The 24749-nt window shown below is 70.8% G+C and carries 24 protein-coding genes and 1 tRNA gene; 1 reads left to right on the top strand and 24 read right to left on the bottom strand.

Annotation, left to right across the window (positions count from 1 at the left end):
• Positions 1–10: 10 nt before the first annotated feature.
• The 24 genes from JCO01S_RS02140 to argS form a co-directional block, all read right to left on the bottom strand.
• Positions 11–475, bottom strand: a complete 465-nt coding sequence (locus JCO01S_RS02140) for a DUF2752 domain-containing protein (RefSeq protein WP_068250005.1) — start codon at positions 473–475, stop codon at positions 11–13.
• Positions 476–580: 105 nt separating this feature from the next.
• Positions 581–2041: a F0F1 ATP synthase subunit beta gene (atpD, locus tag JCO01S_RS02135; RefSeq protein ID WP_068250003.1), complete on the bottom strand. Its 1461-nt coding sequence runs from the start codon at positions 2039–2041 to the stop codon at positions 581–583.
• Positions 2042–2058: 17 nt separating this feature from the next.
• On the bottom strand, positions 2059–2958 hold the full coding sequence (locus JCO01S_RS02130; protein ID WP_068250001.1) for a F0F1 ATP synthase subunit gamma: 900 nt from the start codon (positions 2956–2958) through the stop codon (positions 2059–2061).
• A gap of 105 nt (positions 2959–3063) precedes the next feature.
• Positions 3064–4701 carry a F0F1 ATP synthase subunit alpha gene (gene atpA / locus JCO01S_RS02125; protein WP_068249999.1) on the bottom strand — a complete coding sequence of 546 codons (1638 nt, stop codon included), beginning with the start codon at positions 4699–4701 and terminating at the stop codon, positions 3064–3066.
• Between the two features lie 73 nt (positions 4702–4774).
• Positions 4775–5584: a F0F1 ATP synthase subunit delta gene (locus tag JCO01S_RS02120; RefSeq protein ID WP_068249997.1), complete on the bottom strand. Its 810-nt coding sequence runs from the start codon at positions 5582–5584 to the stop codon at positions 4775–4777.
• A complete protein-coding gene (locus tag JCO01S_RS02115) occupies positions 5584–6186 on the bottom strand; it encodes a F0F1 ATP synthase subunit B (protein WP_068249995.1) in 603 nt (200 codons plus the stop codon). The genes JCO01S_RS02120 and JCO01S_RS02115 overlap by 1 nt, the downstream gene beginning before the upstream one ends.
• A gap of 51 nt (positions 6187–6237) precedes the next feature.
• Positions 6238–6444, bottom strand: a complete 207-nt coding sequence (gene atpE / locus JCO01S_RS02110) for an ATP synthase F0 subunit C (protein ID WP_068249987.1) — start codon at positions 6442–6444, stop codon at positions 6238–6240.
• Positions 6445–6528: 84 nt separating this feature from the next.
• A complete protein-coding gene (gene atpB, locus JCO01S_RS02105) occupies positions 6529–7347 on the bottom strand; it encodes a F0F1 ATP synthase subunit A (protein WP_068249985.1) in 819 nt (272 codons plus the stop codon).
• Positions 7344–7889, bottom strand: a complete 546-nt coding sequence (locus tag JCO01S_RS02100) for a hypothetical protein (protein ID WP_068249983.1) — start codon at positions 7887–7889, stop codon at positions 7344–7346. Before JCO01S_RS02100 ends, atpB begins: the two co-directional genes overlap by 4 nt.
• 100 nt (positions 7890–7989) lie before the next feature.
• Positions 7990–8847, bottom strand: a complete 858-nt coding sequence (locus JCO01S_RS02095) for an MFS transporter (RefSeq protein WP_068249982.1) — start codon at positions 8845–8847, stop codon at positions 7990–7992.
• A 66-nt stretch (positions 8848–8913) separates the two neighbouring features.
• Positions 8914–9261 carry a hypothetical protein gene (locus JCO01S_RS02090; RefSeq protein WP_157074439.1) on the bottom strand — a complete coding sequence of 116 codons (348 nt, stop codon included), beginning with the start codon at positions 9259–9261 and terminating at the stop codon, positions 8914–8916.
• Positions 9262–9454: 193 nt separating this feature from the next.
• Complete coding sequence (locus JCO01S_RS02085; protein WP_068249978.1) at positions 9455–10594, bottom strand: glycosyltransferase family 4 protein; 1140 nt, start codon at positions 10592–10594, stop codon at positions 9455–9457.
• Positions 10595–10622: 28 nt separating this feature from the next.
• Positions 10623–11900, bottom strand: coding sequence for a serine hydroxymethyltransferase (gene glyA / locus JCO01S_RS02080; protein ID WP_068249977.1), 1278 nt, complete (start codon positions 11898–11900; stop codon positions 10623–10625).
• Entirely contained in the window at positions 11897–12688 is a 792-nt protein-coding gene (locus JCO01S_RS02075; protein ID WP_068250308.1) for an L-threonylcarbamoyladenylate synthase, read from the bottom strand. The genes glyA and JCO01S_RS02075 overlap by 4 nt, the downstream gene beginning before the upstream one ends.
• A 25-nt stretch (positions 12689–12713) precedes the next feature.
• Positions 12714–13562, bottom strand: coding sequence for a peptide chain release factor N(5)-glutamine methyltransferase (prmC, locus tag JCO01S_RS02070; RefSeq protein WP_439645686.1), 849 nt, complete (start codon positions 13560–13562; stop codon positions 12714–12716).
• Positions 13563–13591: 29 nt separating this feature from the next.
• On the bottom strand, positions 13592–14677 hold the full coding sequence (prfA, locus tag JCO01S_RS02065; RefSeq protein WP_068249973.1) for a peptide chain release factor 1: 1086 nt from the start codon (positions 14675–14677) through the stop codon (positions 13592–13594).
• A gap of 104 nt (positions 14678–14781) precedes the next feature.
• Positions 14782–15000 (bottom strand): 50S ribosomal protein L31, encoded by a 219-nt coding sequence (gene rpmE / locus JCO01S_RS02060; RefSeq protein ID WP_068249971.1) that lies wholly within the window; start codon positions 14998–15000, stop codon positions 14782–14784.
• Between the two features lie 184 nt (positions 15001–15184).
• Entirely contained in the window at positions 15185–15751 is a 567-nt protein-coding gene (locus JCO01S_RS02055; RefSeq protein WP_068249969.1) for a GNAT family N-acetyltransferase, read from the bottom strand.
• Positions 15752–16001: 250 nt separating this feature from the next.
• On the bottom strand, positions 16002–17864 hold the full coding sequence (rho, locus tag JCO01S_RS02050) for a transcription termination factor Rho (RefSeq protein ID WP_068249968.1): 1863 nt from the start codon (positions 17862–17864) through the stop codon (positions 16002–16004).
• 194 nt (positions 17865–18058) lie between these two features.
• Positions 18059–19024, bottom strand: a complete 966-nt coding sequence (locus tag JCO01S_RS02045; protein ID WP_068249966.1) for a homoserine kinase — start codon at positions 19022–19024, stop codon at positions 18059–18061.
• Positions 19025–19027: 3 nt separating this feature from the next.
• Positions 19028–20131 (bottom strand): threonine synthase, encoded by a 1104-nt coding sequence (gene thrC / locus JCO01S_RS02040; RefSeq protein WP_068249964.1) that lies wholly within the window; start codon positions 20129–20131, stop codon positions 19028–19030.
• Position 20132: 1 nt separating this feature from the next.
• Positions 20133–21449 carry a homoserine dehydrogenase gene (locus JCO01S_RS02035; RefSeq protein WP_068249962.1) on the bottom strand — a complete coding sequence of 439 codons (1317 nt, stop codon included), beginning with the start codon at positions 21447–21449 and terminating at the stop codon, positions 20133–20135.
• Positions 21446–22912 (bottom strand): diaminopimelate decarboxylase, encoded by a 1467-nt coding sequence (gene lysA / locus JCO01S_RS02030; protein ID WP_068250305.1) that lies wholly within the window; start codon positions 22910–22912, stop codon positions 21446–21448. The genes JCO01S_RS02035 and lysA overlap by 4 nt, the downstream gene beginning before the upstream one ends.
• Before the next feature lie 19 nt (positions 22913–22931).
• Positions 22932–24575 carry an arginine--tRNA ligase gene (argS, locus tag JCO01S_RS02025; protein ID WP_068249960.1) on the bottom strand — a complete coding sequence of 548 codons (1644 nt, stop codon included), beginning with the start codon at positions 24573–24575 and terminating at the stop codon, positions 22932–22934.
• 98 nt (positions 24576–24673) lie between these two features.
• On the opposite strand from argS, the gene JCO01S_RS02020 reads away from it, so the two are divergent.
• A tRNA-Arg gene (locus JCO01S_RS02020) sits at positions 24674–24746 on the top strand.
• Positions 24747–24749: the final 3 nt, after the last annotated feature.

Genomic DNA, 24749 nt, shown 5'->3' with positions numbered 1-24749 from the left:
CCGCCTCGGCTCAGGAGACGACGAGCGCGAAGTACGGCTGGCCCATCCCGATGCTGATCATCCGCACCGCGGAGTAGCCGATCCACACGGCCACCAGCACGGCGGCGACCCGGGGGTTGACCAGGTCCAGGATCCGCTCGGGTGGCTGTCGTCGCACGAGCGCGACCACGACGTAGACGAGGACTCCGGCGGCCGCGGCCATGCCGAGCGGGCCGAAGACGTTGTACTCGAAGGCGGTGAGCACGTCGCCGTGGGCCAGGTGCACCCACGCGCGCGTCATGCCGCAGCCGGGGCACGGCAGCCCGGTCATGATCCGCAGCAGGCAGGTCGGCTCGCCCGAGTCCACCGACTGCACGGGCCACAGCCGGGCGATGACCAGCCCGACGAAGCTGACCGCGGCCATCCCGAGGACCATCGTGCGTGTCGCCAGCTGGGAACGTCGCTGCCGGCGGGCCCACACCTCGTACGTCGTCATGCCGGTCAGTGTATGCGTCGGCCCTCGCCCCCGACGCCCCGGCACACGTGAGCAGCGCCCCCTTCGCCGATCGCGAAGGGGGCGCTGCTCACCGGGACGGGTGGATCAGATGTTCTCCTGGATCTCCGCCCACTGGCGCTCGACGTCGTCGAGGCCACCGCACATGAAGAAGGCCTGCTCACCGACGTGGTCGTACTCGCCGTCGGCGATCTTCGTGAAGGCCTCGATCGTCTCCGCGAGCGGGACGGTCGAGCCCTCGAGACCGGTGAACTGCTTGGCCACGTAGGTGTTCTGCGAGAGGAACCGCTCGATGCGACGGGCGCGGCCGACGAGGATCTTGTCCTCCTCGGAGAGCTCGTCGATACCGAGGATCGCGATGATGTCCTGCAGCTCCTTGTTGCGCTGGAGGATGGACTTGACCCGCACCGCGGTGTCGTAGTGGTCCTCTCTGATGTAGCGCCGGTCGAGGATGCGGCTGGTCGAGGTCAGCGGGTCCACGGCCGGGTAGATGCCGTTGGAGGCGATCTCACGGGAGAGCTCCGTGGTCGCGTCCAGGTGGGCGAAGGTGGTCGCCGGCGCCGGGTCGGTGTAGTCGTCGGCGGGCACGTAGATCGCCTGCATCGAGGTGATCGAGTGACCACGGGTGGAGGTGATGCGCTCCTGCAGCGTGCCCATCTCGTCGGCCAGCGTCGGCTGGTAGCCCACGGCGGAGGGCATGCGGCCGAGCAGCGTGGAGACCTCCTGGCCGGCCTGGGTGAAGCGGAAGATGTTGTCGATGAAGAGCAGCACGTCCTGCTCCTTGACGTCACGGAAGTACTCCGCCATCGTCAGCGCGGACAGGGCGACGCGCAGGCGGGTGCCCGGCGGCTCGTCCATCTGGCCGAAGACCAGTGCGGTCTGGCCGAGGACGCCGGCCTCCTCCATCTCGACCATGAGGTCGTTGCCCTCACGGGTGCGCTCGCCGACTCCGGCGAAGACGGAGACACCGCCGTGGTCGCGGGCGACTCGGGCGATCATCTCCTGGATGAGCACGGTCTTGCCGACACCGGCACCACCGAAGAGGCCGATCTTGCCACCCTGGACGTAGGGAGTGAGCAGGTCGATGACCTTGATGCCCGTCTCGAACATCTGGGTCTTGGACTCCAGCTGGTCGAAGGGCGGGGCCTGGCGGTGGATGCCCCACCGCTCGTTCACCTCGAGGCGCTCGCCCTCCTCGAGGTTCAGGCAGTCACCGGTGGCGTTGAAGACCTTGCCCAGGGTGATGTCGCCGACCGGCACGGTGATCGGGCCGCCGGTGTCCTGGACGCGGGCGCCGCGCACGAGACCATCGGTCGGCTGCAGCGAGATGGCGCGAACCATGTTGTCGCCGATGTGCTGGGCGACCTCGAGGTTGACCGTGTGCGGCTCCTCGTCGGCCGCGATGGCGACCTCGGTGGTCAGCAGGTTGTACTGGTCGGGCATGGTGTCGACGCTGAACTCGACGTCGACGACCGGGCCGGTGACGCGGGAGATGCGCCCGACCCCACCCGCAGTGGTGGTGTTCTCTTCGGTCACGGTGGCAGTCATGGGTTCTCTCTACCTTCTCACTTGGACTCGGCCAGGGCGCTGGCGCCGCCGGAGATCTCCGAGATCTCCTGGGTGATCTCGGCCTGACGGGCCTGGTTGGCCAGCCGGGTGTACTTCTTGATGAGCTCTTCGGCGTTGTCGGTCGCCGACTTCATGGCGCGCTGGCGCGCCGCGAGCTCGGAGGCAGCTGCCTGGAGGAGGCAGTTGAAGATGCGCGCGTTGACGTAGCGCGGCAGCAGCGTGTCGAGCAGCTCTTCCGCGCTGGGCTCGAACTCGTAGAGCGGGAAGACCTCGTCGGCGTCCGGCTCCTCGACACCCTCGACGACCTCGAGCGGCAGCAGCCGGATGACCTCGGGTACCTGGGAGACCATCGAGACGAACCGGGTGAAGACGACGTGGACCTCGTCCACTCCCCCGTCCTCGGTGTCCCTGATGAAGTCCTCCGTGAGCCGCTCGCCGATGCGCCGGGCGTCCTCGAAGGCCGGCTTCTCGGTGAACCCGGTCCACTCGGCGGCGTAGTCCCGCTTTCGGAAGGAGTAGTAGGACACCGCGCGCCGACCCACGAGGTACGGCACGACCTCCTTGCCCTCGTCCCGCAGCCGGGCCGCGACCGCCTCGGCCTCCTTGAGGGCGTTCGCGTTGTACCCACCGGCCAGCCCGCGGTCGGCGGCGATGACGACGAGCGCGGCGCGCCGGACGTCCTCCTTCTCCGTCGTCAGCGGGTGGGCCTCGTCGGAGTACGTGGCCACCGCGGACGCGGCCCGCGTGAGCGCGCGCGCGTACGGCGTGGACTCACGCACCGCCTGCTGGGCCCGCACGACGCGCGAGGCCGCCATGAGCTCCATGGCCCTGGTGATCTTCTTGGTCGCACTGACGGACCGGATGCGCTGCCGGTACTCCCGGATCTGCGCTCCCATGTGCTTCCGCCTCTCTGGTGGGTCGTGGCCGGCGTGGTGGCCGGTGGTGTACCTGGGGTGACTCTCCCGGTCGGGCGCCCGAGGTGGGCGCCCGACCGGCGGAGATCACTTCTTCTGCTTGACGATCTGCTCCTGGTCGGAGTCCTGGGCCTCCGAGCCGTCGCCCTCCCCGGACCCCAGCGGCACGTCGTCGTCCGCCGAGCCGACGAAGGTCGGCCGGAAGCCGTCGAAGGCCTCCGCCAGCGCCTGCTGGGTCGAGTCCTCCCAGTCCTGGCGCTCGCGCAGCGCGTCGAGCAGGTCCTGGTGGTTGCGGTGCATGTAGTCGATGAGCTCGGACTCGAAGCGGGAGATGTCCCCCACCGCGATGTCGTCCAGTCGGCCGGTGCTCCCGGCCCAGATGGAGACGACCTGGTCCTCGACCGGGTACGGGTCGGCCTGCTTCTGCTTGAGCAGCTCGACGAGGCGGGCGCCTCGGGCCAGCTGCTGCTTGGAGGCCGGGTCCAGGTCGGAGGCGAACATCGCGAAGGCCTCGAGGGAGCGGTACTGGGCCAGGTCGAGCTTGAGCCGGCCGGCGACCTTCTTCATCGGCTTGATCTGCGCGTCACCACCGACGCGCGAGACCGAGACACCCACGTCGATGGCGGGGCGGACGTCGGAGTTGAAGAGGTCGGCCTGCAGGTAGATCTGGCCGTCGGTGATCGAGATGACGTTGGTCGGGATGTACGCCGAGACGTCACCGGCCTTCGTCTCGATGATCGGCAGACCGGTCATCGAGCCCGCACCCATCTCGTCGGAGAGCTTCGCGCAGCGCTCCAGCATCCGGGAGTGCAGGTAGAAGACGTCACCCGGGTAGGCCTCACGGCCCGGCGGGCGGCGCAGCAGCAGCGACATCGCACGGTAGGCCTCGGCCTGCTTGCTCAGGTCGTCGAAGACGATGAGCACGTGCTTGCCCTGGTACATCCAGTGCTGGCCGATGGCGGAGCCGGCGAAGGGGGCGAGGTACTTGAACCCCGCGGAGTCCGAGGCCGGGGCCGCGACGATGGTGGTGTACTCCATCGCGCCGGCCTCCTCGAGGCTGCCCTTGACGGAGGCGATCGTCGAGCCCTTCTGACCGATCGCGACGTAGATGCAGCGGACCTGCTTGTCCGGGTCGCCCGTCTCCCAGGCCTGCTTCTGGTTGATGATCGTGTCGACCGCGACGGTGGTCTTGCCCGTCTGGCGGTCACCGATGATCAGCTGACGCTGGCCACGACCGATCGGGGTCATCGCGTCGACGGCCTTCAGACCGGTCTGCAGCGGCTCGTGGACCGACTTGCGCTCCACGACGCTCGGTGCCTGCAGCTCGAGGGCGCGACGGCCCTCGGACTCGATGTCACCGAGGCCGTCGATCGGCTGGCCGAGCGGGTTGACGACGCGACCGAGGAAGTTGTCGCCGATGGGCACGGAGAGGACCTCGCCGGTGCGCTTGACCTCCTGGCCCTCCTCGATGTTGGAGAACTCACCGAGGACGACGACACCGATCTCGTGGACGTCGAGGTTCAGCGCGATGCCGAGGGTGCCGTCCTCGAACTCCAGCAGCTCATTCGTCATCGCCGAGGGCAGGCCCTCGACGTGGGCGATGCCGTCACCGGTGTCGGTGACACGGCCGACCTCTTCGCGGGAGGCCGCGCCCGGCGTGTAGGACTGGACGTAGCCGTCCAGGGCGTCCCGGATCTCCTCCGGACGGATCGAAAGCTCCGTCATGATCTCTTCTCCTTGGTGCCGGCCGTCGAACGGGCCGATTCGGTGGTCTGCATGGTGGGTCGCTCGTCGGCCGTCAGCCGGCCAGGTGGCGTCGGGTCTCGTCGAGGCGGCGTGCGACGGTGCCGTCGACGACCTCGTCACCGATCTGGACGTGGATGCCGCCCACGACCGACTCGTCGACGACGACCTGCAGCAGCACGGCCGTGCCGTAGGTGCGCTGCAGGGCGGTGGCGAGCCGGGTGCGCTGCTCCTCGCCGAGGTCACCGGCGGTGGTGACGATGGCCGTGAGCTGCTGGCGACGCTCCGCGGCGATGTCGAGGTACTCCTCGACGGTGCGGTCGAAGCGGCGTCCGCGCGGGGCGAGCACCGCCTGCCGGGCCAGGGCGACCGTCTGCTCCTGCGCCTTGCCCTGCAGCAGCCGGGAGACGAGCTCGGCCTTGCCGTGGGGGTCGCCCGCACGGTTGCCCAGCGCGTCACGCAGCGCGGCGTCGCCGGCGACGACCCGCTCGAAGCGGAAGAGCTCGTCCTCGACCTGCTCGATCGCGCCTGCCTCCTCGGCCCCCTTCAGCAGGGCCTCGACGGCGAACCGCTCGATGGTGTCGGTGAGGTCGCGCTCGCGCGACCACCGCTGGGCCACCATCGTGGAGACGATGGAGACCGCGTCCTCGCCCACCTGGCCGCCGAGGAGCCGGGCGATCAGCTCGCCCTTGCCGGAGCCCTCCCGGGTCGGGTCGACGAGGGTGCGACGCAGGGTCGCCTGCTCGTCGAGCAGCCCGGTAATGGCGAAGAGGTCCTCAGACAGCGCAGCCGGACGGCCGTGGGTGAGGGCCGTCTCGAGAGCGGGGCGGCTCTCGAGGACGGCGTCACGGGAGGATCCCTGCATCAGGCCTCACCCGTCGGGGTCGGCGCCGCGCTGCCGACCTTCTCGGGCTGGACCTGACCGGACTCGAGGTCCGTCAGGAACCGGTCGATCAGACCCTTCCGGCTCTCGGAGTCCTGCAGCTCGTGGCCGACGATGCGCCCCGCGAGGTCGGTCGAGATACGTCCCACCTCGCCGCGAAGGGAGACCGCCGCCTGCTGGCGCTCGGCCTCGATCTGCTTGTGCGCGGACTCCGTGATGCGGTTGGCCTCCTCCTGGGCCTGGCCCCGCATCTCCGCGACGATGTTCGCGCCCTCGGCGCGTGCCTCCTCGCGGATGCGGCCGGCCTCGGCACGGGCGTCGGAGAGCTGGGCCTCGTACCTGGCCTTGGCTTCCTCTGCCTCTGCCTCGGCGCGCTGGGCCGACTCCATGCGCCCCTCGATGGCAGCGGCACGCTCCTGGTAGACACGCTCCAGCGCCGGGACGACCTTCGACTGGTACAGCCAGTAGAGGATGCCGAACGCGATGAGGCCGATGATCAGCTCCGCGGGGTGCGGGATGATCGGCACGGCCTGGCTCCAGAAGGAGTCAGACTCCTCGGCCGCGGTGACGGATGCTGTGTTCACGTCACTTCCTTACCTAGTGCAGGGACAGGGTTACTGGTGCCGACGATCGGCTCACTGGAAGACGAACGCGAAGACGAGGCCGAAGAGAGCCAGCGCCTCGGCGAGCGCGAATCCGGTGAACGCGATGGTCTGCAGCATGCCGCGGGCCTCGGGCTGACGGGCGACGCCGTTGATGTAGGCGGCGAAGATCAGGCCGATGCCGATGCCCGGGCCGATCGCCGAGAGGCCGTAGCCGAGGAATGCGATGTTGCCTTCCATGTCTCCCTTTTCCTTTCGTTGGCACACCGGGCGGGCGCCCGGGTGTCGTTGGTGGTGAAAGCTATGAAGTTGTCGGTGCTCGGCTCAGTGACCGTCGGAGACGGCGTCCCCGATGTACAGCGCGGCGAGCAGGGCGAAGATGAATGCCTGGAGCACCGCGATCAGCAGCTCGAAGGCGGTCATCACGATGAAGACGAGGAACGAGAGGATGCCTGCGGCCTGCAGGCCCACGTTGCTCCCGTGCAGCAGCAGGTACTCCCCACCGAGGGAGAAGAGCAGCAGCATCAGGTGCCCGGCGAACATGTTGCCGAAGATTCGCAGGGCGAGCGTGACGGGCTGGGTGATGAAGAAGCGCATCAGCTCCAGCACGAACATCATCGGCACGATCCACGCCGGCAGGCCCGGGGGCACCATGGACTTGACCCAGCCGAGGAAGCCGCCCTTCCGCTTGATCCCGACCGCCTGGTAGACGACGTAGACGATCGCCGTCAGCGCGATCGGGATACCGATGCGGCTCAGCGACGGGTACTGGATGATCGGGATGATCCCCATGAGGTTGTTCAGCAGGATCAGCGTGAACAGCGTGAAGATGAAGGGGATGAAGGGCCGGAAGTCGCGGGCCCCGATGATGTCGCGACCGATGGTGTCGCGAGCGAAGCCGTAGACGCCCTCGGCGAGCCACTGCGTCTTGCTGGGCACGACCGTCAGCCGCTTCGAGAGCGTCACGTAGAAGACGCCGAGCACGAGGACCGAGATCAGCATCATGACGCCGGGCCGGGTCAGGGCCCAGGCGCCGTCGCCGACGAGGGGCTGCCAGAAGTCCGAGGGTCCCGGAGCCTGGAACTCACTGGCAACGGTTGCAACACCAGTCTGAGCGTGCGCATGCAGCACGGTGGGGCTCACAGCCTCTCCTTGGTCTGATTGCTCGTGGTCGCGGTCGGACGCTCCTGCGCGGCCACATCGCGGCCATGCGCGTGCGCGTGGCTTTGGGCGCCGGGAGAAAGGGTACCGGACTCCGACGTCGTGTCGTACACGGGGTTGCGGGCGCGTCGCCAGGCCAGCATCGAGGCCCCCTGCCACACGAGCGCCACCACGAGGATGCTCACCCCGACGGCGACTCCGTCGAGGCCCTCGATGGAACGGCTGCCCATGAAGACGAGCAGGAGGACGATCATCTGGCCCATGTAGACGCTGAGGGCCGCGGCCATGAAGAGCATCGGGCTGGCCTCACGCACCATGCGCGCCATGAGGAGGAAGCCCGAGGCGAAGAAGGCCACCGCGACGAGCACCCCGAAGAGTGCCGAGAGCCCGCTGCCGGGGCCCGAGACGACCAGGAAGCCCAGGGCGGCCAGCAGGCCCGCGACGGTGCTGGGCACGAAGGCCCCGCGCACCATGACACGGAAGGCCGCTGCCGGCCTCGCCGCCGCGGATGGGGTGCTCGTCATGGACTTCATTCTGTCGTATCGAACGGGAAGCGCACCCGCTCCCGGGGCGCTTGTGAAAGTTTACACAAGCGCCCGTCGCGGCCCCAATCGTCGCGGCGACTCATCCACCGTGCCCGCGCCGCGATCGACCGGCGCCCTGCCGGGGGGTGTCCGGATCCTCAGCTCGGGGTGGCGGCCAAGCCCGCCGATCACTCTCGTCGAAGTCCCGCCACCCGACGTGGCGGTACTCCAGGATCCGGCGCCACTCCTTCTCGTCGACACCGTCCAGCTCCTCCCAGTACCCCAGGGGCATCTCTTTGAGGCGCTGCTCGTCGGCCTCGTCGACCGTGACCAGCCGACGCTTCTGCAGGATCTGGAGCACCTGGGCCCGAGCGTCCGTGTAGTCGGCTCGCTTTCGATAGCCCCGTGGGCCCCGACGGGGCGGTATCCGGTTTTTCGGTCTCCCCTCGGGCTTCGACCGCAGCCCGAGCACGAGCACGACCAGCGCACTGACTGCAGCGACGGTGACGAACAGCGACAGCCAGGAGATGCTGAACCCCTCACCGAGGAGAATGACGATCCACGCGGCGACAGAGGCGACCAGGGTGAGCGTACTCACCGCCGTGCTCATGGCTGATCGGCGACGCGTTTCCAGCCAGGTCAGGAAGGACGGCACCTCCACCAGTATCGCGACAACGAACGCCACTCGGGCGGCCATGTCCCAGTCCCACCCGAGGCCCTGAATGACGTTGCCGAGGATGACGAAGACCAGCCCGAACAAGGATGCTCCGAAGACCACGATCACGAAGGCGGCGATCCCGACCCACGCGAGCACCACACGCACCCACATTCCAACGGGCAGGCCGGGACCCTTCCTCGGCTCCCTGGTCAGAATGCCTGCCTCGACGTCACCCCAGACGATCGGCTCCGGGAACTCGGCCGTTCTGGCCCATTCCTCCACCGTCTCGTGCGAGCGCATGCGACACCTCTCTTGTGTGACCGAACGGACCTGCAACAGGCATCGCCCGCCTGTGGTGCGACCTGATCAGACCCCGGGGTAGTCCCCCTCGGTCCACGGGACGGTGGTGCCATCGCTGAGCACCGCGAACGATTCCACCGGCTCGGGGAAGGGGCCTTCGTCCCCCTGGAAGACCGCCTCCAGGTCACTGAGGAACTTCTGGGCGGCCTTCTTGTTCTTGCGGCCATCCATGAGTGAGGTCGGCGCCCCCGGGATGCCTGTCACAGTCAGGTTCAGGGTCGACTCGGAACCCGACGGCAGGACGGTCACGGCATACATGTGTCCCCAGGACGTGGCGGACTTACCACTCCTGAAGAACATCTGATGCATCTCGTTGCTCAGGCCACCGATGTCATACCCGGAGCGCTGCACCACGTGAATCAACGCGGACCACAACTCCTCGACGGGGAAATACGTCTCAGTCGAAACATGCTTCTCTGCACCCATGTGGTGGACGGCCCTTCCGGTCTGAGGTGACGAGCAGGGCTCACTGTACGCAGGACCGGGCGGCGGCATCGTCGGAAGAGCGAAGGACTCGACCGCTTCGGGCCCGGGCATCCCAGCTCGGTCAGGCCCCGGCCGCCGGCTCCTGGCCGTCGAAGTCCTTCGGACGGTGCCCCGGCCGGGAGAACCGGGGCAGCCAGACGGTCAGGGCAGCCGCGAGGACGAGCATGAGCACTCCCCCGACCGCGGCGACCAGCGGTGGGAGGAAGACGAAGCTCACCGAGCCCATCGCGACGACGAAGGCCCACAGCCACAGCAGGAGCACCGCCCGGCGGTGCCCGTGGCCGATGCGCAGCATCCGGTGGTGCAGGTGCTGGCTGTCCGGCTGCCAGGGCCGCTGGCCGCGGGCGGTCCGGCGGACGACCGCCCAGGCGACGTCGAGCAGCGGCAGCAGCATGATCGAGATGGGGATGAGCAGCGGCAGCACCGTCGCGGCCACCCGGTTGGTGCCGCCGACGTCCGCGGGGTTGACCGAGCCGGTCGTCAGGATCGCGCCGGCGGCCAGCAGCAGGCCGAGGACGAGCGAGCCGGAATCGCCCATGAAGAGCCGCGCCGGGTAGAAGTTGTGCGGCAGGAAGCCCACGCAGCACCCGGCGAGGCCGGCCGCGACGAAGGTGGCGGCGGCGAAGACGTTCGGCGAGGAGTAGGCCGAGGAGATCAGGTAGCTGTAGAGGAAGAAGGCGGTCGCGGCGATCGTCACCAGACCCGCGGCGAGGCCGTCGAGGCCGTCGATGAAGTTCACCGCGTTGATGCACAGCACGACGACGAACATCGTGAGCAGCACGAGCAGCGGGGCGGGGAGGACGGTGATGACGCCGACCGGCAGCGAGTAGAACTGCACGCCGGCGAAGGCGATGATCGCCGCCGCGACCATCTGGCCGCCGAGCTTGGTCAGCGCGTCGAGCTCGAGGATGTCGTCGAGGGCGCCCAGCAGGCACAGGAGGCCGGCGCCGATGAGGATGCCGACGAGCTCGAAGGAGTCGAAGACCTGCCGCAGGAAGGGCATCCGCCAGGCGGTGAGCGTGGCCGCGGCGTACCCGAGGTACATCGCCACCCCGCCGAGCCGGGGCACCGGGACGTCGTTGACGTCCCGGGCCCGGACCTGCGTGAAGGCACCGACCCGCACGGCCAGCGCCCGCATCGCCGGGACGCACAGGTAGGTGGTGGCCAGAGCCACGAGGAAGACGAAGAGGTACTCCCTCATCGCCTCTCCTCCGACCGGGGGGCGCGGATCAGCGCGGGTACGCCGGGTGGGTGGTCACCAGCTCGGTGACCCGGCCACGGACCTCGCGGGAGACCTCGTGATCGGGGTCGCCGTCCCCCTTCGTCACTGCGGTGTGGATCAGCTCCGCGATGGTGACCATCTCGTCGGCACCCATGCCCTGGGTCGTCACGCTCGGGGTGCCGACGCGGATGCCGGAGGCGATCGAGGGCTTCTGCGGGTCGTTGGGGATGGCGTTCTTGTTCAGGGTGATGCCGGCCGCGTCGCTGCGGGCCTCGGCCTCCTTGCCGGTGACGCCCACGCCCTGCAGGTCCAGCAGGGCCAGGTGGGTGTCGGTGCCGCCGGTCGTCGGGCGGATGCCCCGCTCGGCGAGCTCGGTGGCGAGCACCTTGGCGTTGGCGATGACGTTCTTCGCGTAGTCCTGGTAGGCGGGGGTGGCGGCCTCCTTGAAGTTGACCGCCTTCGCCGCGATGGTGTTCATCTGCGGGCCGCCCTGCAGCATCGGGAAGACCGCCTTGTCCAGGGCCTTGGCGTGCTCCTCCTTGCACACCAGCGCGCCGGAGCGCGGGCCCCGCAGCACCTTGTGCGTGGTGAAGGTGACCACGTCCGCCTGGGGAACCGGGCTCGGGATGGCCTGGCCGGCCACGAGACCGATGAAGTGCGCGGCGTCGACCCACATGATCGCGCCGACCTCGTCGCAGATCGCGCGGATGCGGTCGAAGTCCAGCAACCGCGGGATGGCCGAACCGCCGGAGCAGATGACCTTCGGGCGGTGCTCCTTGGCCAGGCGCTCCATCTCGTCGTAGTCCACGTCCTCGGTCTCCGGGTGCACCCCGTAGTGCACCGCGTCGAACCACTTGCCGGAGAAGGAGACCTTCGTGCCGTGGGTCAGGTGGCCGCCGTGCGGGAGGGACATCGCGAGCAGCTTCTCCCCCGGCTGGAGGAAGGCGCCGTAGACGGCCTGGTTGGCGCTCGCTCCCGAGTGCGGCTGGACGTTGGCGTGGTCTGCGCCGAAGAGGCTCTTGCAGCGCTCGATGGCCAGCTCCTCGGCCTTGTCGACCTCGGCGCAGCCGCCGTAGTAGCGCCGGCCCGGGTAGCCCTCGGCGTACTTGTTGCTCAGGGTGGAGCCGAGCGCGGTCAGCACCTCCGGGGAGCAGATGTTCTCGCTCGCGATGAGCTGCAACCCGCCGCGGATGCGCTCCAGCTCGCTCAGCAGGATGCCGCTGAGCTCCGGGTCGAAGGCCTCCAGCGCCCCGAAGTCGGAGCCGTAGAAGGTGTCGTCGGTCATCGCTGCTGTGCCTCCGTGTCGGTCGTGCTCTGCTCTGGCGTGTCCTGCTCTGGTGCAGGATCCTGCCACTCCGGCTCCTCCGGCGCGGCATCGGTGGGATCGGTCGGTGCGTCGATGACGTCGCCGGCGTCCTCCCCCGCGTCGGCGGGCCGGTCGAAGCCCTCGCCGAGCACGGCGACGAGCTGCTCGCGGCTGATCGCGCCCTGGCGCAGCACCTCGGGGCGCTCGCCGGTGCAGTCGATGATCGTCGAGGGCGACTGGGTGGTGCGTGGTCCGCCGTCGAGGTAGACCGTCACGGCCGGACCGAGCGAGGCGGCGGCCTCGGTGACGGTCGTCGCGGCGGGCTGGCCGGTGCGGTTGGCGCTGGTGACGGCCAGCGGTCCGGTCTCGCCCAGCACCTCCAGGGCCACCTCGTCGTCGGGCATGCGAAGGGCGACGGTCCCGGCGGTCTCGCCGAGGTCCCAGTGCAGGGTGGGCTGGGCGAGCAGGATGAGGGTCAGTGGCCCGGGCCAGAACTCCTCGACGAGGCGGCGGGCGAAGTCGGGCACCGCGCGGGCCAGGCCGTCGATGGTGCGGACCTCGGGGACGAGGACGGGCGGGGGCATGTCCCGACCCCTCCCCTTCGCCTCGAGGACGTCGGCGACCGCGGCCGCGTCGAAGGCATCGGCGCCGATCCCGTACACGGTGTCGGTGGGGATGACGACCACCTCACCGCGTCGGACGGCATCGACGGTGCGCTCGATGCTCGGGCCGCGGTCGTCTCCGGTGGCGTCGACGACGGGACTCATGGCCTCCACCATACGTGCGTCGCGGTCAGGTGATGCAGCGCGACGCGGTGACGGCCCGGGGGCGACCGGCGAGGTCGCGGTGGTCGGTGACGTCGGTCCAGGCGCCGGTCGCGGTGAGCGCGGCGGGCAGGCTCTCCCCCTGCTCGTCGGCGTGCTCCATGACGAGCAGGCCACCGGGGCGCAGCAGCCGGGCAGCGGTGGCGGCGACGGCCAACGGGATGCGCAGTCCGTCCGCGCTGCCCCCGAAGAGCGCGACCGCCGGGTCGTGCTCGGCCACCTCGGGGTCGACGGGGACCATCTCCTGCGGGACGTACGGCGGGTTGCTGACGACGACGTCGACCGACCCGAGCAGCTCGGCGAGCGCCGGTTCCTCCTCCGGCGGGGCCGTCGCGTCCGCGGCGAGCACCTCGACGGGCAGCCCGGTCGCCGCGACGTTGCGGGCCGTCCACGCCAGGGCCAGCCGATCGACCTCGACGGCGAGCACCCGGGCGCCGGGCACCTCGTCGGCGAGCGCGAGCGCGAGCGCGCCGGAGCCGGTGCACAGGTCGACCGCGATCGGCGATTCCCGTCCCGCGAGCGCCTCGATCGCGAGCCCCGCCACGCCCTCGGTCTCCGGACGGGGGACGAAGACCCCCGGCCCGACGTGCAGCGTCAGCCGGCGGAAGGCGGCGCGGCCGGTGAGGTGCTGCAGCGGCACCCGGGCCGCCCGCTCGGCCACGAGGTCGCGGAAGCGCGTGACCCCCTCCTCGGAGAGCTCCTCACCGAGGACGAGGCGGCGCTCGAGCTCACCCGGCCCGACGCCGAGCACGTGCGCGACCAGCGCCACGGCGTCCGCGCGGGGGGAGGCGACCCCTGCCTCGGTGAGGGTTGCCACGGCCTCCCTCACCAGCGAGCGAAGGGGGTTCACCCCTCGTCCCCGGCGAGGGCCGCCAGCTTGGCGGCCTCGTCGGCGGCCACCGCCGAGTCGATGACCGGGTCGAGCGCGCCGTCGAGGACGGCGTCGAGCTGGTGGGCCTTGTAGCCGGTGCGGTGGTCGCTGATCCGGTTCTCGGGGAAGTTGTAGGTCCGGATCCGCTCGGAACGGTCGACCGTGCGCACCTGGGAGGCGCGCACCTCGGCCTCCGCGGCCGCCTTCTCGTCCATCGCCATCTGGTGCAGCCGGGCGCGCAGCACGCGCATCGCCTGCTCCTTGTTCTGCAGCTGGGACTTCTCGTTCTGGCAGCTGACGACGAGGCCGGTCGGCTGGTGGGTGATCCGCACCGCGGAGTCGGTGGTGTTCACGCTCTGCCCGCCGGGCCCGGAGGAGCGGTAGACGTCGATCTTCAGGTCGTTGCTGTCGATCTCCACCTCGGCGACGTCACCGACGTCGGGCATGACCCACACGCCGGCGGCGGAGGTGTGGATGCGCCCCTGGCTCTCGGTGACCGGGACGCGCTGGACCCGGTGCACGCCCCCTTCGTACTTCAGGCGGGCCCACGGCGCCTCGCCCGGCTGCGGGGTGCCGGTGGCCGAGACCGCGACCCGCACGTCCTTGTAGCCGCCGAGGTCGGACTCGGTGGACTCGAGGACCTCGACCTTCCAGCCGTGCTTCTCCGCGAGGCGCAGGTACATCCGCAGCAGGTCGCCGGCGAAGAGGGCGGACTCCTCGCCCCCTTCGCCCGCCTTGATCTCCAGCAGCACGTCCCGGTCGTCATCGGGGTCGCGCGGGATGAGCAGTCGGCGCAGCCGGTCCTCCGCGGCGGCGACCGCCTCCTCGAGCGGCGGGACCTCTTCGGCGAAGGCGGGGTCCTCCTCGGCCAGCTCGCGGGCAGCCTCCAGGTCGCCGAGCGCCGCCTCGTGCTGCCGGTGGGCGGTCACGACCGGGGTGAGCCGGGCATAGCGGCGGTTGACGTCGCGCAGCCGGTCGTGGTCCCCGATGACCTCGGGATCGGCCAGGGCGGCCTCCAGCTCGGCGTGCTCGGCGAGCAGCGCCTCGACCGACTCGATCATCCTTCTCGCCTCTCGATCTCGCGGGACGCGTCGCAGGACCGGGCGCGCCGACAGACACAGATGCGCCGGTCAACCCGGGTGGGCTGACCGGCGCATCGGGTGGGCTACTTGGCGGCAGCCTTCTTGCCGTAACGCTTCTCGAAGCGGGCCACGCGGCCACCGGTGTCCATGATCTTCTGCTTCCCGGTGTAGAACGGGTGGCAGTTGCTGCAGACCTCGGCGCGGATCTCGCCGCTGGCAGCGGTGCTGCGGGTGGTGAAGGTGTTGCCGCAGGTGCACGTGACCGTGGTGGTCTCGTATGCGGGGTGGATGTCCTTCTGCACGTGGTGCTCCTTGGGTCTTCGTCTGGCCCGGGTCGGCGCTGCGCCCTCGTCGGGAACCCACAGCTGCGGTCTTCTGTCCCGCCGGCCGTGAACCGGGACCAACAGTCAAGTGTGCCAGACCTGTGGCACACCCCCCAAAACACTCACCCGGGGGAGATTGTTCCCCACCAGCGGGCGAAGGGGGCTACTCCCCCTCCTCCTCGGCCGGCGTGCGGTCGATCCGCAGCCGCATCTCGGGGAAGGCGGCCTCCTCGAAGCCGAAACGCTCGTAGATCGAGCGCCCGTCCTCGGTCGCACCCACCGAGACGACCTCGACGTCGGTCTCCTCGCGGAACCACGTGAGCACCGCCTCGATGATCGCGCCGGTGAAGCCCAGGCGCCGGTGGCGCGGGAAGGTTGCGACATTGCTGACGCGGCCGCCGGGCCCGGACCGGTGGGGCGAGGGCATGAGGTCCACGACCTGACCCATGACGCAGGAGACGACCGTCCCGTGTGCCTCGGCGACGACGACGTGGGCGTCGCCGGAGGCCAGGCGCAGCTGCAACCACCGGGCGGCGTCCTGCTGCCAGGCGGTGTCGGAGACGACCTCCGGCGGGGCGCCGGTCGCCTCGAAGAGCAGGGCGCGCAGCGCGACGATGGTCGCGATGTCCTCCTGCGTGGCGGGGCGGATGATCGAGCCCTCGACCGGGCCGGGCAGGTGCTCCGGCGTCTCCTTCGAACGGCGTGGGAGCCGGGGCGAACGCGGGGACATGACCCCATGATGCCGCCCCGCCCCCTGAGGTGCGAAGCCGCACGGCCCCAGCCCCGCTCCCTGAGGGCGAAGCCGCACGGCCCCCAGCCCCGCTCCCTGAGGTGCGAGCTTGCGCAGCAAGCGAGCCTCGAAGGGAGGAGCGGTCCACGACAACCCCTCCGAGGCTCCTCGCCAGCGCTCGTCGCACCTCAGGGACCGGAGGCGGGCCAAGGGCTGGCCCCCGTCGCCATCCCGCGAAGGAGTACCGACGTCAGGCGGTCTCGTCGTCCTCGAGCTTGATCGAGGAGGTCTGCTGCACCTGGCGGAGGAACTCGTAGTTCGTCTTCGTCTTGCGCAGCCGGTCCAGGAGGAGCTCGACACCCTGCTGGGTGTCGAGGGCGGCGAGGACCCGGCGCAGCTTCCACATGATCTTCAGCTCGTCCGGCGCCAGGAGGATCTCCTCGCGGCGGGTACCGGAGGCGTTGACGTCGACGGCGGGGAAGATCCGGCGGTTGGCCAGGCCGCGGTCGAGCTTGAGCTCCATGTTGCCGGTGCCCTTGAACTCCTCGAAGATCACCTCGTCCATCCGCGAGCCGGTCTCGACCAGGGCGGTGGCGAGGATCGTCAGGGAGCCGCCGTTCTCGATGTTGCGCGCGGCGCCGAAGAACTTCTTCGGCGGGTACAGCGCGGCCGAGTCGACACCACCGGAGAGGATGCGCCCGCTCGCCGGGGCGGCGAGGTTGTAGGCGCGGCCCAGCTTGGTGATCGAGTCGAGCAGCACGACGACGTCGTGGCCCATCTCGACGAGGCGCTTGGCGCGCTCGATGGCCAGCTCGGCGACGGTGGTGTGGTCGTCGGCCGGGCGGTCGAAGGTCGAGGAGATGACCTCGCCCTTGACCGCGCGCTGCATGTCGGTGACCTCCTCGGGACGCTCGTCGACGAGGACGACCATGAGGTGGCACTCGGGGTTGTTCGTCGTGATCGCGTTGGCGACCGACTGCATGACCATCGTCTTGCCGGCCTTGGCCGGCGCGACGATGAGGCCGCGCTGACCCTTGCCGATCGGCGAGACGAGGTCGATGATCCGGGTGGTGAGGGCGCCGGACTCGGTCTCCAGCCGCAGTCGCTCCTGCGGGTAGAGCGGGGTCAGCTGGCCGAAGTTCGCCCGGCGGCGGGCGTCCTCGGGGGTCAGGCCGTTGACCGTCTCGAGCTTCGCCAGCGGGTTGTAGCGCCCCTTGTGCTTGCCCTTGATGGTCTGCTGCTGCGGCTCCTCGCCCTCGCGGGCACCCTTGACCTGGCCGGTGACGGCGTCGCCCTTGCGCAGGCCGTAGCGCTTGACCACGCCGAGCGGGACGTAGACGTCGTTGGACCCGGCGAGGTAGCCGGAGGTGCGCAGGAAGGCGTAGTTGTCCAGGACGTCGAGGATGCCCGCGACCGGGACGAGGACGTCGCCCTCGTTGATCTGCGGCTCGTGGTCCTCGACCTGGTTGCCGCCGCCCCCACGGCCACGGCGGTTGCGGCCCCGGTTGCGGTTCCGGCGACGGCCACCGCGGTCGTCGTCGTTGTTGTTCCGGTGCTCGTTCCGGTTGTCGTTGTTGCGGCCCCGGTTGTCACCGCGGTTGCCGTTGTTGTCCCGGTCGCGGTTGTCGCCACGGTTGTCGCGGTTGTTGCCGCCGTGGTCGCGATCGCCCCGGTTGTCACCGCGGTTGCCGTGGTCGTCCCGGTCGCGGTGATCGCCACGGTTGTTGCCGTTGTCGTCCCGGTCGCCGCGGTTGCCGCCGCGAGCCCGGCCGTCGTTGCCCGAGGAGCGCTCGTTCGAGTGCTGCGTGTCGGCCGACGTGGTCTCCGGCGCAGACGTCGTCTCCGGGGCGGGCGTGGTCTCCGGCACGGCCGACGCGGCCGGCTGCTCGGGGGCGGCGGCCCCCTTCGCCTCCTTGGCCTGTGGCACCGGGGCGGAGGAGCCGGACTGCTTGGCCCGGATGGCCTCGATGAGGTCGCTCTTGCGCATCTTCGCCGTGACGTTGATGTCCATGCTCGTGGCGAGCTGCTGGAGCTGGGCGAGGCGCATGGCGCTGAGCGCGCCGGAGCGGCGCGGCTTCTCCGAGGTGGTCTCGCCGGTGGTGGTTTCGGTCACGAAGGACCCTTTCCCTCGTCGTGCGGCCCCCGTGGACGGCAGGCCTGTTGACTCCCGTCAAGAGCGGGATTTCTTCTCAGAACCCCAGATGCCGCGTGCGGAGCCGGAGTCGGCGAAGGCCGCTCACGTCCGGGGGGAAAAACTCCTGCCCGTGGAATCCGGTGCGATCACCGGTCAGTGGGCCCGTGGAGCACTCACAATGTATCAGAGACGGCGTGCACGCCCCGCTCGGGCACACCGGGGGCCAGCACCCGCCACGGGGTGGCACCCGAGCCCGCGACCGCCTCGATCCGCCCGGGCTCCTCGCCCGCGGTGAGCACGAGGACCGAGGGACCGGCGCCGGAGATCGTCGCCGCGAGGCCCTCGGCGCGCAGCGCGTCGACGAGGGCCATCGACTCCGGGTAGCTCGGGCGGCGCGCCTCCTGGTGGAGCAGGTCGCGGGTCCCCTCGAGCAGCAGACCGGGATCGACGGTGAGCGCATGTACGAGCAGCCCGGCGCGCGCGGCGTGGGCGGCGGCGGTGGGCAGCGCGACGACGTCGGGCAGCACCGAGCGCGCGGTGTGCGTGCTGAGCGTCGCCTCCGGGACGAGCACGTACGGAGTGACCTCCGGGTGCAGCCGAAGGGGGACGGTCCGGGTCTGCGGCCACGGCCGGTCCCCGTCGGTCGTGGAGAGCGTCGCTCCCCCGAAGACGCTCGCCGAGGCATTGTCCGGGTGGCCCTCCAGCGCGCAGGCGAGGGCGTTGACCCGCCCCAGGTCCAGCAGCGGCCCCTCCCCCGCGGCGCCGTCGCGCGCGTCCCCGGCGGCCGCGAGCACGTGCGCGAGCGCGACGCCCATGACGATCGCCGTCGCCGAGGAGCCGAGGCCCCGGCCGTGGGGCACCTCGTTCACCGCGGACAGGTGCAGCCCCTGCGGCGGGGTCACGCCGAGGTGCTGCCAGGTGGTGACCATCGTCCGGTGGACGAGGTGGTTCTCGTCGAGAGGCACCTCACCGGCGCCGGAGCCGGTGACCTCGATGACCAGCCCCGGGCGCTCGGTGACCGTGGCGGTCATCTGGTCCCAGACCCCGAGGGCCATCCCGACGCAGTCGAAGCCGGGACCGAGGTTCGCGCTCGAGGCGGGGACCCGCAGGGTGGCGGAGGTGCCGACGGCGAGGCCCAAGGGTCAGTCCTGCAGACCCAGCTCGGCGGCGACCGCGTAGGCCTCGGCAGGGACCCGGACCGGCTCGACGTCCGAGCCGTCGGCGTTCTTCAGCGCCCACTGCGGGTCCTTCAGACCGTGGCCGGTCACGGTGCACACGATCGTCGCGCCCTTCGGGACGCGGCCGGCGGCGTGGGCCTGCAGCAGCCCGGCGACCGAGGAGGCCGAGGCCGGCTCGACGAAGATCCCCTCCCGCGAGGAGAGCAGCCGGTGGGCGTCGAGGATCTCCTCGTCGGTGACGGCCCCGATCGACCCGCCGGAGTCGTCCCGCGCCTCCTCGGCCTGCCGCCACGAGGCGGGGTTGCCGATCCGGATCGCGGTCGCGACGGTCTCCGGCTCGTCGACGGGGTGCCCGAGCACGATCGGCGCGGAGCCGGCCGCCTGGAAGCCCCACATCTGCGGGGTCCGCGTGGCGACGGCGGCCAGCGGGCCGCCGACGCCCTCGGTCTCGGCCGCGTACTCGCGGTACCCGCGCCAGTAGGCCGTGATGTTGCCGGCGTTGCCGACCGGCAGGCAGTGGATGCCGGGGGCGTCACCGAGGGCGTCGACGATCTCGAAGGAGGCCGTCTTCTGCCCCTCGATGCGCGCCGGGTTCACCGAGTTGACCAGCTCGACCGGGTAGGCCTCGGCGAGCTTGCGGGCCACGCCGAGGCAGTGGTCGAAGTTGCCCTCGACCTGCAGCAGCGTCGCGCCGTGGGCGATGGCCTGGGAGAGCTTGCCCATCGCGATCTTGCCCTCGGGCACGAGCACCGCGCAGGTCATGCCCGCCTTCGTGGCGTAGGCCGCCGCGGAGGCGGAGGTGTTGCCGGTGGAGGCGCAGATGACGGCCTTGGCCCCCTTCGCCGCCGCCACGGACATCGCGGTGGTCATGCCGCGGTCCTTGAAGGACCCCGTGGGGTTCAGCCCCTCGTACTTGATGTGCACCTCCGCCCCGACGAGCTCGCTGAGGTGCTCGGCGGGGATGAGCGGGGTGCCGCCCTCCCGGAGGGTGACGACGGGCGCTCCCTCGAGCATCGGCAGGCGCTCGGCGTACTCGGTGATGACGCCGCGCCACTGGGGTGCGCCCATGTCAGCTTCCTTCCACTCGCATGACGGAGGTGACCTCGTTGACCTGGTCCAGGCCCGCGAGGGCGGTGACCGTGGCGGTAAGGGCGGCGTCGCGTGCCGCATGGGTGACGATGATCAGCTCGGCGCGCGGTCCGCCCCCGTCGCCGCCCACCTCCTGGCGGACGGTCTCGATGGAGACGCCCTGGTCCGAGAAGACCTGCGCGACGGCGGCCAGCACGCCCGGCCGGTCCGCGACGTCGAGGCTGACGTGGTAGCGGGTGATCGCCTCACCCATCGGCAGCACCGGCAGGTCGGCGTAGGCGATCTCGCCGGGGCCGTGGCCCCCACCCACCCGGGTGCGGGCCACCGCGACGATGTCACCGAGGACCGCGCTCGCGGTCGGGTCGCCACCGGCCCCCTGCCCGTAGAACATCAGCTGGCCGGCGGCCTCCGCCTCGACGAAGACCGCGTTGTAGGCCCCGCGCACCGACGCGAGCGGGTGCGTGAGCGGGATCATCGCCGGGTGCACGCGTGCCGAGACGCCAACTCCGGCAGGGGTTTCCACGCGCTCACAGATCGCGAGCAGCTTGACGGTGGCGTCCATCTCCCTGGCCGCCTGGACGTCGCGGGAGCTGATCGAGGTGATGCCCTCGCGGTGGACCTGGCTGCTCGCGACCCGGGTGTGGAAGGCCAGCGAGGAGAGGATCGCGGCCTTCGCTGCGGCGTCGAAGCCCTCGACGTCTGCCGTCGGGTCGGCCTCGGCGTACCCGAGCGACTGGGCCTGCTCGACGGTCTCCGGCAGGCCGGCACCGCTGGTGTCCATCGCGTCGAGGACGAAGTTCGTCGTCCCGTTGACGATGCCGATGACCCGCTGGATGGAGTCACCGGCGAGCGAGTCGCGGATCGGGCGCAGGATCGGGATCGCGCCGGCCACCGCTGCCTCGTAGTACAGGTCGACGCCGTGCTCGGCGGCGGCCGCGTAGAGCGTCGGGCCGTCCTCGGCGAGCAGCGCCTTGTTGGCCGTGACGACCGAGGCGCCCCGCTCCATCGCGGCGAGGATGAGCTCCCGGGCCCGGTCGATGCCGCCGATCAGCTCGACGACGATGTCCGCGCGGTCCAGCAGCGCCTCGGCGTCGGTGGTGAACAGCTCCGGGTCGATGCCGGTCTCGGAGCGGTCCTTCCCTGCGCGGCGCACCGCGACGCCGACGAGCTGCAGCGGGCGACCGATGCGCGCGGCGAGGTCGTCCGCCTGGGTGGCCAGCATGCGGGCGACGGCGCCACCGACGACGCCGCCACCGAGCAGCGCGACACGAAGGGGGGTCTGGCCGGAGTCGGTCATCGGGCCTCCTGGTTCTCGGCGGGGTCGTCCACGTCGAGGGCGAGGATGTCCTCGATGCTCTCGCGGCGGACGATGGGGCGGGCCACCCCGTCGCGCACGGCGATGACCGGCGGCCGGGGGGTGTGGTTGTACTGGCTGGCCAGGCTGCGGCAGTAGGCGCCGGTGGCCGGGACGGCGACGAGGTCGCCGACGGTGACGTCCTCGGGCAGGTACTCGTCCATGACGACGATGTCGCCGCTCTCGCAGTGCCGGCCGACGATGCGCACCAGGCGCGGGTCGGCGGTGGAGTCACGGCTGGCGAGCGCGCAGGAGTAGTCCGCGCCGTAGAGGGCGGTGCGCACGTTGTCGCTCATCCCGCCGTCGACGCTGACGTAGGTGCGGATCTCCTCCTCGGGCCCGATCGTCACGTCCTTGATGGTGCCGATCTCGTAGAGGGTGAAGGTGCTCGGTCCCGCGATGGCCCGCCCCGGCTCGATGGAGATCCGCGGCAGCGGGGCCTCCGGGTGCCCGTCGGTGAATTCCTTCAGCTCGCGCTCGACGAGCTCGGCCATCTGGAAGCCGAGCTCCTCGGCCGTGAGCGGGGTGTTCTCGGAGGTGTAGGCGATGCCGTAGCCGCCGCCGAGGTCCATCTCCGGCATGGCGATGCCGTGCTCGTCGGCGACCTCGGTGTGCAGCGCGATGAGCCGCCGGGCGGCGATCTCGAAGCCGGAGGTGTCGAAGATCTGGCTGCCGATGTGGCTGTGCAGGCCGAGCAGGTGGAGGCGGTCCCCCTTCGCCACGATGGCGTCGACCGCCTCGCGCGCCTGCCCGCCCGCGAGGGAGAAGCCGAACTTCTGGTCCTCGTGCGCGGTGGCGATGAACTCGTGGGTGTGCGCCTCGACCCCCACGGTCACGCGGACCATGACCGGCGCGACGACGCCGAGCTCGGTGGCGATCTGGGCGACCCGGTCGATCTCGGCGAAGGAGTCGACGACGATCCGTCCGATCCCCCAGGAGAGGGCCCGGTGGATCTCCTCGCGGGACTTGTTGTTGCCGTGCAGCGCAACGCGCTCCGGCGGGAAGTCCACCCGCTGCGCGACCGCCAGCTCACCGCCGGAGCAGGTGTCGAGGAAGAGCCCCTCCTCCTTGATCCAGCGGGCGACGGCCGTGCACAGGAAGGCCTTGCCGGCGTAGTAGACGTCGGCGCCGGCCAGCGCGGCGAAGGGGGCGGTGAAGTCGTCGCGGAAGGCGCGGGCGCGGGCGCGGAAGTCGCCCTCGTCCATGACGTAGGCCGCCGTGCCGAACTCGCGCGCGATCTCGGTGACCGGCAGCCCGGCCACGGTGATCTCGCCGCTGCGGGAGCGGCGGACGTTGCCCGCCCACAGCTCGGGCATGAGCTCGGTGACGTCCTCCGGGTAGGGCAACCACTGCGGGGCGGTGCCGTACCCGTCGGCGTGCAGGATCCCGGCCTCGTGGGCCCTCATGTTCGTCGCCATCAGTGCCTCACATCCGCTCCGGCGCGGAGACGCCGAGCAGGTCCAGGCCGTTGGCCAGCACCTGCCGGGTGGCATCGTTGAGCCAGAGTCGAGTGCGGTGGGTGTCGGTGATCTCCTCGTCGGCGCGCGGGCGCACGCGGCAGGTGTCGTACCACTTGTGGAAGTGGGTGGCCAGGCCCTCGAGGTAGCGCGCGACGCGGTGCGGTTCGCGCAGCTCGGCGCCCTGGGCGACGACGCGGGGGAAGTCCCCGAGGGCCGCGAGCAGGGTCGCCTCGGTCTGGTCGGTGAGCAGCGAGGGGTCGAAGCCGCCCTCCCGGGTCATGCCGTCCTCGGCCGCGAGCCGGGCGACGTTGGAGGTGCGCGCGTGGGCGTACTGGACGTAGAAGACCGGGTTGTCGTTGGTCTGCCTGCGCAGCGCCTCCCCGTCCAGGCTCAGCGGGGAGTCGGCCGGGTAACGGCCCAGGGAGTAGCGCACGGCGTCCGAACCGATCCACGAGATCAGGTCGCGCAGCTCGATGATGTTGCCGGCGCGCTTGGACAGCTTGGCGCCGTCGAGGTTGACCAGCTGACCGATCTTGATCTCGATGTTGCGCTGCGGGTCGTCCCCCGCGCAGGCCGCGATCGCCTTGAGCCGGGCGACGTAGCCGTGGTGGTCGGCGCCGAGGAGGTAGAGCTTCTCGGGGAAGCCGCGGTCCTTCTTGCTCAGGTAGTAGGCGGCGTCGGAGGCGAAGTAGGTCGGGATGCCGTCGGTGCGCACGAGGACGCGGTCCTTGTCGTCACCGAACTCGGTGGTGCGCAGCCACACCGCACCGTCCCGGTCCTCGACGTGGCCCTGCTCGCGCAGCCGGGTGATCGCGGCCTCGACCGCTCCCCCGTCGTGCAACGACTTCTCGGAGAACCACACGTCGAAGTGCACGCCGAAGTCGGCCAGGGTGCCCTTGATGTCCTCCAGCTGCGCGGCGTAGGCGAGGGCGCGTGCCTCTGCGAGCGCCTCCTCCTCGGGCAGGTCGAGCAGGTCGGGGCGGGCGCTCAGCGCGCTCTGGGCGAGGTCGTCGACGTAGGCGCCGGGGTAGCCGCCCTCGGGGGTGGGCTCCCCCTTCGCCCGGGCCAGGACGGAGGCGGCGAAGTTCTCCATCTGCGCGCCGGCGTCGTTGATGTAGTACTCGGCGGTCACGTCGGCGCCCGAGGCGGCGAGCAGCCGTCGCATGGAGTCCCCGAGCGCGGCCCAGCGGGTGTGGCCGATGTGCAGCGGACCGGTCGGGTTCGCCGAGACGAACTCGACGTTGACCGTGTGCCCGGCGAGGCTGTCGCCCCGGCCGTAGTCGGCGCCGGCCTCGACGATGGTCCGGGCCAGCTCGCCGGCGGAGGCGGCCTCGAGGGTGACGTTGAGGAAGCCCGGGCCGGCGACGTCGACCGAGGCGATGCCCTCGCTCGCCTCGAGCCGGCGGGCGAGGACGTCGGCGAGGTCGCGCGGCTTCCTGCCGGCCGGCCCCGCCAGCTGCATCGCGATGTTGCTCGTCCAGTCGCCGTGCCCCTTCCCCTTCGGTCGCTCTACGCGGATCTCGGTGGGCACCTCGAGACTCAGGTCGCCGGCCTCGACGGCGGCGGTCAGGGCGTCACGGATCGCGTGGGAGAGCTCATCGGGGGTCACGATCGGCCAGTCTAGGTCGACGAGGCCCCCGCCTCGGACCGCGCCCGATTCTCGGGACGGCGCCCGCCGGTGCTAACCTCGTCCGGCATTCACATCCAGCCTCCGTAGCTCAGGGGATAGAGCACTGGTTTCCGGTACCAGGGGCCGCAGGTTCGAATCCTGCCGGGGGCGCCG

Origin of the sequence: Janibacter corallicola NBRC 107790 (genome assembly GCF_001570965.1) — a bacterium.
GTDB classification, from domain to species: Bacteria; Actinomycetota; Actinomycetes; order Actinomycetales; family Dermatophilaceae; genus Janibacter; species Janibacter corallicola.
The sequence above is the reverse complement of the archived record's forward strand: the minus strand, read 5'-3'. Positions and strand labels throughout refer to the sequence as shown.